General features: G+C 45.5%; 8 protein-coding genes. All 8 read right to left on the reverse strand.

Annotated elements, in window-relative coordinates; genetic code table 11:
* Nucleotides 1–693: 693 nt before the first annotated feature.
* The 8 genes from QXV08_RS08700 to QXV08_RS08735 all read right to left on the reverse strand — a co-directional run bounded on the left by QXV08_RS08700 (nucleotide 694) and on the right by QXV08_RS08735 (nucleotide 7,917).
* On the reverse strand, nucleotides 694–1,629 hold the full coding sequence (locus QXV08_RS08700; RefSeq protein WP_342821549.1) for a cobalamin biosynthesis protein: 936 nt from the start codon (nucleotides 1,627–1,629) through the stop codon (nucleotides 694–696).
* Nucleotides 1,630–1,633: 4 nt separating this feature from the next.
* On the reverse strand, nucleotides 1,634–2,467 hold the full coding sequence (locus tag QXV08_RS08705; protein WP_342821550.1) for an adenosylcobinamide-GDP ribazoletransferase: 834 nt from the start codon (nucleotides 2,465–2,467) through the stop codon (nucleotides 1,634–1,636).
* Nucleotides 2,406–3,524 (reverse strand): histidinol-phosphate transaminase, encoded by a 1,119-nt coding sequence (locus QXV08_RS08710; protein WP_342821551.1) that lies wholly within the window; start codon nucleotides 3,522–3,524, stop codon nucleotides 2,406–2,408. The genes QXV08_RS08705 and QXV08_RS08710 overlap by 62 nt, the downstream gene beginning before the upstream one ends.
* Nucleotides 3,490–4,023 carry an NTP transferase domain-containing protein gene (locus QXV08_RS08715; protein WP_342821552.1) on the reverse strand — a complete coding sequence of 178 codons (534 nt, stop codon included), beginning with the start codon at nucleotides 4,021–4,023 and terminating at the stop codon, nucleotides 3,490–3,492. Before QXV08_RS08715 ends, QXV08_RS08710 begins: the two co-directional genes overlap by 35 nt.
* Entirely contained in the window at nucleotides 4,013–4,960 is a 948-nt protein-coding gene (locus QXV08_RS08720; protein ID WP_342821553.1) for an adenosylcobinamide amidohydrolase, read from the reverse strand. Before QXV08_RS08720 ends, QXV08_RS08715 begins: the two co-directional genes overlap by 11 nt.
* Before the next feature lie 43 nt (nucleotides 4,961–5,003).
* Entirely contained in the window at nucleotides 5,004–6,113 is a 1,110-nt protein-coding gene (gene cobT, locus QXV08_RS08725) for a nicotinate mononucleotide-dependent phosphoribosyltransferase CobT (protein WP_342821554.1), read from the reverse strand.
* Between the two features lie 374 nt (nucleotides 6,114–6,487).
* Nucleotides 6,488–7,108 carry an ATPase gene (locus QXV08_RS08730; protein WP_342821555.1) on the reverse strand — a complete coding sequence of 207 codons (621 nt, stop codon included), beginning with the start codon at nucleotides 7,106–7,108 and terminating at the stop codon, nucleotides 6,488–6,490.
* 38 nt (nucleotides 7,109–7,146) lie between these two features.
* A complete protein-coding gene (locus QXV08_RS08735) occupies nucleotides 7,147–7,917 on the reverse strand; it encodes an asparagine synthase-related protein (protein WP_342821556.1) in 771 nt (256 codons plus the stop codon).
* Nucleotides 7,918–8,313: the final 396 nt, after the last annotated feature.

The raw sequence follows: 8,313 nt of genomic DNA on the forward strand, positions 1-8,313 counted from the left end.
GTGTATGTCATCGCCAAAGCGGCTACACGCTTTTAACCATCATCATCGAGTAATACTACATGATAAACCCCGGCGCTTTCCTAGCCCTCAAGAGCGCTCACAATGTCTTGCTGCTGTATAGCTTCACTTTACAAAATAACTATCAAGAAGTTCCGTTAATTTTTTTCTGAAAGTTGCATCCTAGCTCTTCGGAACTATGAGGATGTCAATCTTAATTGGAAATCTTCAGCATGATTTATCCTGTTTTGATTATTCCTGATCTGCTCTTTGTAAATATGATAGAATAAAGTGGAAAGAAAGGAGAAACTGTTAAAGAAAACAAGAGAAGGCTGGATTAGAGATCAATAGAAAATTTATTTTTAATAAGCGTCATCCTTTTAAAAACAAAACTTACTAAGTCATAAAAATTTGCCCGACCTGTTAATCACTGCTCTTTCTACATAAAGAGAAAACATTGGAGAGTGTTGTGAATCTACCATCACTTTGGGAGGCTTTTAAATTACTAGAGTTTGATATTATGAGGAAAGATGCCAGCCTCGTAAACTGCTTGTCTTGGATATTCATTTTTATGTTCTTTCATATCAGGAACTTCTACCTTCCCACGCGAATCTAGGTATCCGCGCGGACTCATGGGTGGCTGTCGAGCCCAAAGAAGTCCTCTATTTATGAACAGCGGTGCTCTAGTAGCTTGAACTAAATGCTCTTGATTACGAGTATAGCTCCCAGAGACACAGCTAACCATAAGAACACAGCGAGCTTAGCAACTTTAAGGGCTCTCACTATGTCCTGCCATCCAGGCCATCTGGCACTGTTGTTTATAGTATAGCACCCGATCTTCTCCAGCCTCACGCCAAGAGCTCCAGCCATGGCGGACATAGGGTATCCTGCATTGAAACTCTCAGTTCTACCGTGCTCTTTCTTAATTGTCTTGAAAGCAACCCCAATACTTCCTCCAGCAGCCGGAGACGCGAGAGCTATGAAGAGGCTCGCAAGTCTTGCTGGAACATAATTTACTGCCGTGTCTGCTCTCGCTGAAAACCATCCAACATCTCTGAATGGGGGGTCCTTATATCCTAGTGCACTATCGAGAGTGTTTGCAACTCTCTGGAATAGGGCTCCTAGGGGACCAAGAAAAATGAAGAGGAAGAGAGGTGAGATGTAACCATCAACTAGACTCTCAGCTAAGGACTCTATAGCCGCAGAAGCTAAATGTTGTTCCTGGAGCTTTTTAACATCTCTCCTAACTATCTGCTGTACCAAGAACCTGGCACATTCCAAATCCCCATTTTTTAAACAGACAGAGGTCTTCCCAACTATGTCGAAAAGTAGTCTAAGGGAGAAAGAGGTCTTCAAAATATAGGCCGAGATCACTATTAAGAGGGCTCTGTGAATAAGAGAAGAGAAGTAAATGAGGAAGAAGTAGGCAAGTATATGTGCAGAGATGACTAGAATCCACACTATAGCTCCTTTAGCCTTTGAAGAGAATGGCTTCCCCAGCTTCACAGCCATCACATAAGACGTGTGAACTGGATGTATAAGAAAGAGGGGTCCAGTATGGTATGGGTAGATGAAGTCCATGAGGTGAGCAAGAAAGAGAACTAGCAATAGGTCAAACAAGGTATAGAGCATAACTTCACCTTGCTAAGCTTCTAGTCGAGATCAGTGTTGCAACCAGTATTAGAGAGATCGTTTGGGTGAGCTCATAGGAGAACCCCATAACATCTCCATTAACAAACCCTAGTCTCTTGTTTGCATCATGAGAAACTAAAGTGCCTACTATAGCCGGCAGTGCGAGAACTACAACAGTACTAGGTCCTGCTCTGCTTAGGCCTCCCAGGGCTACTAATGTTATGGAGAGCATTAAGTAGAATAGAATGTTCTTGAGAACATGCATGCGGTTCTTGGAATACCTGCAGAAGCTTCTAGCCATACCTTCGTACGGTTCCTCGATTCCAAAAAGGCAGCTTACAAACATCGCCTCGGCAGATGCTATATACGATGCTACTAATGGAAAAACAATCATCATTCCAAGGTATTCTACCAGCACAGATAGGCTCGCTACTCCTGCAACTACCCTCAGTGAAGTAACTACCACAGCATAGGACCCCTTCCTAGGGTCCTTCAATACCCTTAAGGCCTGGTCTCCGCACTTATGTGACCCAATCACATCTAAATAATCAGCAAAACCGTCTAGATGAATACCGCCTGTTAGTACTATGTGGAGAAAGAAGTAAAGGATAGATATGATTACTGGAATAACACCTAGCCAGACCAAAAGAGCAACTATGGAGCCCACAATTAGACCCTCAAGAGTCCCAATAAGGGGCACAAGGTAGAATGCTTTAGCAGCCTCCTCTATAGGCTGCTCTCCGAGAGGTATCCTTGTCATCAGAGATAGGAGTGCCTTAATCCTCTTGCTTGCAGACAGACTGGAGCACCTCTCTATATGCTGATAATAGTACCTCATTTTCATGCCTTAGTCTAACTGCCACTCTAGCGTGGTATTGGGACAAGCCTAAGTAGACAGACGCGTCTTTAATGTATATTCCTCTTTGAGATAAGGCTTTCACTACTTCGCTGGTCGTGACTCGATCATGCTTAACGAGAAAATAGGGAACTGAGGACCTGTATACAGTTAACCCAAGCGACTTCAAGCCCCTAGATAGGTGCTCTCCCTCCAACCTGACTACATCTCTAGACAGCGATATGAACGACTTCAATTCTCCTGCATGCTCGCTAAGTGCAGTCGAAAATACTTCCTCAGCTATAGAGTTAACGTTCCACGGGGGTCTTGAGTTTTCAACCACGTTTGCTAGTTTAGCATTTGACGTATAAAGGAACCCTACCCTCAGGCCCGGAACTACATATATCTTAGTTAGACTCCTGAGGACAACTAAGTTATCATAGCTTTTTGTCAGCCTAAGAGAACCTGCACTATCGCATGAGTAGCATAGCTCCAAATATGCTTCATCAACTACCACTACCGAGTCTGTGAAGACTTCAAGAACTTCCTTAACCTGGTCTATTGAGAGCACAGCCCCAGTAGGATTATTAGGGTTGGATAACATCACCAGAGCTTTACTCCCTCTGAGAGCACTTATGTTTCTGAGGGCCTGCATGGGCAGCTCGTAGCTGAGTCCGGACTCTATGTACTGGAGGGGGACTATCTTCAATCCTACAGTCTTAGACAAACACCCATGGTCTCCGAAAGTTGGCTCAAATACAACTAAGGTATCCGGTCTCAAAGTGAGTAAGAGCAGATACAGAGCCTCGCTAGCCCCATTTAGCGGCACCACTCCCTCTGCCTCAATGCCGTAGAAGCCTGCGATAGCCCCCCTAAGTCGGTCATACTCGTAGTCAGGGTATTTACTGTAAGCACCTTTTGTTACTGCCTCAAGAATGAGCTTCTTGATTACTTCAGGAGTGCCCAGTGGGTTGAGAGGGGCAGAAAAGTCTAGATAGCCCTCAGGTGCTCTGCCCCCGTGCCCTCTACAATTGCCTACATACTCTTTCAGCTCTCTCAAGGTCATCACGCTCGTCTACATCTACTGCGCTCCGACCATCTAACAAGACATTTACCCATTCTCCTCTTTCCTCATGAAACAAGGAGAGGCCCAGCAACGAGGGCGAACCATCACCAACCGCTTCAGCTGTTACTATATTTGTTCGAAGCTCAAGAGCTATCTCGACGAAACCTAGAAGGGATTCGTAGCTAATGACCAAGTCGGCCGCTGCCACTAGGAGGGGCTTAGGAAGAGCTCTAACAACCATGCCCAGGTCTTCGACGTAATCCCTACCCGGGAGCTCGACACAGCTAATGGCAAGCTCGTCTCCGAAGGCAGAGCAGACCTCCTCAGTCCTATGAGAGAGTGCTAATACTATATGCACGCAGAGCCTCTCTAGCTGCTTCACGAGTCTGGAAAGTATCGGCTCCCCACATACCTTCTCCATGAACTTCTCTGGGTTGCCAAATCTTCTTCCCTCACCACCAGCCATCACTACACAAATGACCCTATTCCTCATCTCTATCTACCCTAGCAAGGAGATCTACTATCATGCATACTAGTAATGCTGAAAGCACATAGTCCATGAAAACGCCGAGCTCTTCATGGTCAACAATGCCGTAGTCTTTCTGCCTATCGACCCGGTATATTATGAACAAGCCACTGAGTCCAGCTGGGTATGTGAGTAAAGCTGTGTCGATGACCTCATCAGCAACTAATTTTTTGCCGTCCTCCTCGAGCTCTTCCTTGGCTATCTCTGGTATGCTTCCGGCTAGTCCAAGAAGGTCTAGCTCTCTGGCTGCAACTAAAAGGGCCCAAACATTAGGATCTTGCTGAGCTCTCTTTAGCGGCTTCAAGGCAAGAGATTTAGCTTTGGATATGTTTACCTCGGGTATGAGGCAGCCGGAAGAAACTTCAGAGAACACGTCTAGCAGCCTCCCAATGTTAGTGGATATACCTGCAAAAGCGATTCTCTCATTCACTTCCGACGGCTCGAGGATCAATATAGAATCAGACACCGTCTCTGGCGACCAGGTTCTACATCGCAGCAGAGGGTCGATTGAAGCTAAAACCTTCGCTTCAGCTGAGGTTCTCAATAGATCTACTAGAGCATTATAGCTCAGCGGCTGGTAATCTACAGCAACTGCATTGATTGTGCCAAAGAGAAGGAGAAGGCATGTAACAGAATCTGAGCATACCGGGGGCTTTGGGCTCGCAGTCATGTAAAGAAAGGCAACAGCTTTCTCAACCCTTATGTAACTGAATTTATCGTCTAAAGACACCGAGGTTGTGACCATCAGGGCTCTTTTCAGGCCTAGCGTTCTAGCAACTCGCGTATAGTATTTTATGGGGTTCTCCACTTCCTCGGTCCTTACCCTCTTAAATACTAGGACCTCCACTTCCCCTCTTATAGGCCTGTCTGGGGTGATTAGTGGGGGTGTTGAGACTACCTCCATAGGGCTGTCGAAACCTCTCAGTATAGTGTCTGCATCTAAGCGTCTAGCTCTCTTGTGCAAGACTAACGACCCTCTCATACTCTTCCTGCACCGCTTTCAACAACTCTTCCATGTTAATATTCCTGAGGAGAGCACTAACTATCAGAGTGCCACCAGCTCCAACCCCCTCCTTAACATACCCCTCCTCGTAAGCTCTGAGACCCCGATGCCTAACGCTCAAGAAGTTCACATCAGCATAGGCTACAGGAACATCTGGATATATATCTTTAACAAGCCCCAAAAGGTTTGAGCTCCTGTCCTCGACAATCCAGCGGGTGGTGCCTATGGCTACTCTACCGCCAAAGCGAATACCGAGAGCTCTAGCCAGGGCGAGTACAGCAGACATCTGGGTGCCACCTGCCAATATAACTCTGGCGCCTCTCTCAAGCGCTCCAGCGAGAAAACCTGTAATCGATATATGGAGGGGGTCTCCGAAGTGGCTAACTACCTCTAGTGGTTCAACTAGCGGAAGCCTTTTTCCAACTCTTTTAACAGCGCTCTCAAAGATTTCTCTCTTCAGGTCATGTGGGTTTGATGGACTCGCACTGCTCACCCTTCCAACGGCTCTATAGCCTAGCGCCTCCATAATGGCCATAGCCGAAGTTGTCCCTCCAGGCATAGATTCACCTACAACCAGAAGAGAGCTCTCCGACCCAAGCATCTTTCCCAGAGTTCTCGAACCATCGAAAAGTTTAGATACAGCCTCTGGAGTGAGAGAGTCCTCAACATCGATCCTTCCTCCAACAGCTTTGCCTGGTATGTCCACATGCGGTATCTGGGGATCTATATAGCTTCCACAGTTTACAACTAGGTAAGGGATCCCTGAAAGCTGTATGGCAACTCTTGTTAATAGAGCTGGAGTAGGCACTCCATCTGGTGTCGTCGGGACAATGGGCAGTGACTTCGGCTTTCCTAGGGTCAAGTACTCAACATCAAGGGCTGGAGTGTAGAGAGTAAGCTCCGAGTTGACTCCAGCTAGGCTTATTCCAGGAATCGTGGAAATCTTAGTTGAAGCGATGAAGTAAACGGAAAGCACATTACTGAATCCTCGGGAGGTGATTTCATCCCAAACCTCTCTACCATTTAATACCTTGACTATGCTTTGCTCTGCCATACTTAAGACCCAAAGATAATGATAGAATATCAAATTATATAAAAAACGAAAAATATTTGGACTTGGCTCATATAAAGGTTCAGCTAAGGCCGGCTTTCAAGAATGAGAATGTAGAGAGCATTGGTATGAGCATGCTTTGAAAACTGTTTCGACTTTCCATATATGTTCCATATTTAGTTGACTTTATCTGCTTCATCCCCAGCATTATTTTTGGAACTGCGATGTCCTTAAGGACGCTCGAGAGCACCGCCTAGATCTCTAAGTCTCGAGTAAATTGGAGGGAGCTGATCTAAAAGGTTCTCAACCATTGTAGAACTATTTCCACGCACAATAGCATTTAAGATAATTATTATTCTTTTCTTTATCAATGTAACTTAGATGAGCCTCAAGATGCTGTATGAGTCAAAATCTTCTACTCCTACTGGCCTAAAAGAAATTCCTTGCTTGTGGAGCGGTCCATCAGATACCAGTGTGTGATATTCCCCATGCTCCCCTAAGGGGTCAACATTCACAGTCCTCGAGTAGCGGACGAACTCCTCCAACATATCTGGTGTAAGAGTTTTCCCTAAATATCCTTTCAGGCTATCTACGGCTCCTATGATCACAGGTCTAATACCATCCCTTATCTCTCTATAGAGTAGCTCCACTGGATCGTAGCTCCACAGGGGTTCAGCAAGATCTGAACCTATAGCCTTAGCCAATCTCTCCATATACTTCAAGTGATCCTCTACGTATACATCACCAGCCACTATTATGGTCGGGGAGATCCTCTTCAGGAGATCTGCTGTCTCCTCAAACTCTCGGCCCTTGCTCAGCTTAGCAACCAACACTGGAATACTGCATGCTAGTAGAGACTCTAGACTCTTACCGATGTTCACTGTGTGTGGACTAGGTCTCGGAAAGTCATACACCAACATTACTCCAAGGTCTACTCCGCCATACTTGTAGACAGCATAGTAGGAGTCCTTGCCGCCAGAAACGAACGCTACCCTCATATCCAGATCCCCCGATGAGGTTCAACGAGGATCATCAGCTATCTATCATATATAGAAACACACAAGGATTTAGTCCCAGAGCCCTCTTCTGCTGGAGCCTTATGCCTCTCTGCTATCTCCCAGAGTCCCTTCTCCTCTAATATATACCTAAGGACTTCCTTACCCCGAGGAGGTATGCCCCTCAAGCACTCCATCGGTATAGTGGTGGCGACATTTACAACCCTTTCGTCAAGCAATGGGGCTACAGCCTTCGCACCAATACAATCAGCTATTTGGAGTTCGGGGAATCTCCCTCTTATCATTTTGCATATAGCTTCTTCCAACTCTGAGCTAGTGAGCTCAAGCATGAAGCTGTACCCAGCAAATAGCTCGTCACCCCCAGAGCCAAGGAAGACACACGAACAGCCGTCCTTGAGTGTTTCTTCGAGTACAGCATAGAACACTACATCATTTCTCATCTCAATGCATCCTCCATCGCCATGTGAGTCTAGGTTCTCTTTGCCAAAGCAATCAGTGACCTTTCTAGCTAAGTTCATAGCTTTGTCTCTGTCTACTATGACGTACTTGAGCTCTAGCCCGAGAAATCTAGAGACGTGTTCAGCATAGTATAGATCCTTAGGCAACCCGCTCTCATAGGCAACAACATAGGCTCTTGGTCTAAGACCGGCAGTTGCAGCTGCGACCGCTACTACAGAGGTGTCAATGCCACCGCTTAAGGAGATGCAGTCGCATTTTTTCTCAGCTACTACGCCGGTTATAGCGTTGAGAAGTTTATAAGCATGAAAGTGGCATGAAGTCTTAAGCCTCAATATAGCCACCGAGAAGAATTTGGGCGAATTATGATATTTTATTTTTATTATTTAATTTTGTTCTCATATCGGAGACTATATCGTGGCAAATTTTATGAAAATTTAGCATATCTTCTTAGTCCTCACCTTTATAGAGGTAATTGCTCTCAAGACAAGGCTCAAGGCTTAAATTCAGCTTCTATAGGAATGTAGCCCTAAACCTCTCCAGAACCTTCTTTCTTTAAGAAGGGGAAGATGGGATCAGAAACTGTGCTACCCGCCATGTGTGTTGCGATTGAAAGAAAAGTTTCAAAACAAGTTTCAGACACTTAGTTCAAAAATCAGGTTGTTTCGGGTTTAAAACAAAAAGTTACAATTTGGGGGAATTTTGCTACAATATAAACCATCCTTAGAGTT

It is taken from the genome of Desulfurococcus sp. (genome assembly GCF_038881575.1).
GTDB lineage: Archaea > Thermoproteota > Thermoprotei_A > Sulfolobales > Desulfurococcaceae > Desulfurococcus.

Bases quoted from the DNA above. Each gene is read 5' to 3' on its own strand.
- QXV08_RS08700 (WP_342821549.1), bottom strand. From the start codon at position 1,629: ATGCTCTATACCTTGTTTGACCTATTGCTAGTTCTCTTTCTTGCTCAC.
- QXV08_RS08705 (WP_342821550.1), bottom strand. From the start codon at position 2,467: ATGAGGTACTATTATCAGCATATAGAGAGGTGCTCCAGTCTGTCTGCA.
- QXV08_RS08715 (WP_342821552.1), bottom strand. From the start codon at position 4,023: ATGAGGAATAGGGTCATTTGTGTAGTGATGGCTGGTGGTGAGGGAAGA.
- QXV08_RS08720 (WP_342821553.1), bottom strand. From the start codon at position 4,960: ATGGAGGTAGTCTCAACACCCCCACTAATCACCCCAGACAGGCCTATA.
- cobT (WP_342821554.1), bottom strand. From the start codon at position 6,113: ATGGCAGAGCAAAGCATAGTCAAGGTATTAAATGGTAGAGAGGTTTGG.
- QXV08_RS08730 (WP_342821555.1), bottom strand. From the start codon at position 7,108: ATGAGGGTAGCGTTCGTTTCTGGCGGCAAGGACTCCTACTATGCTGTC.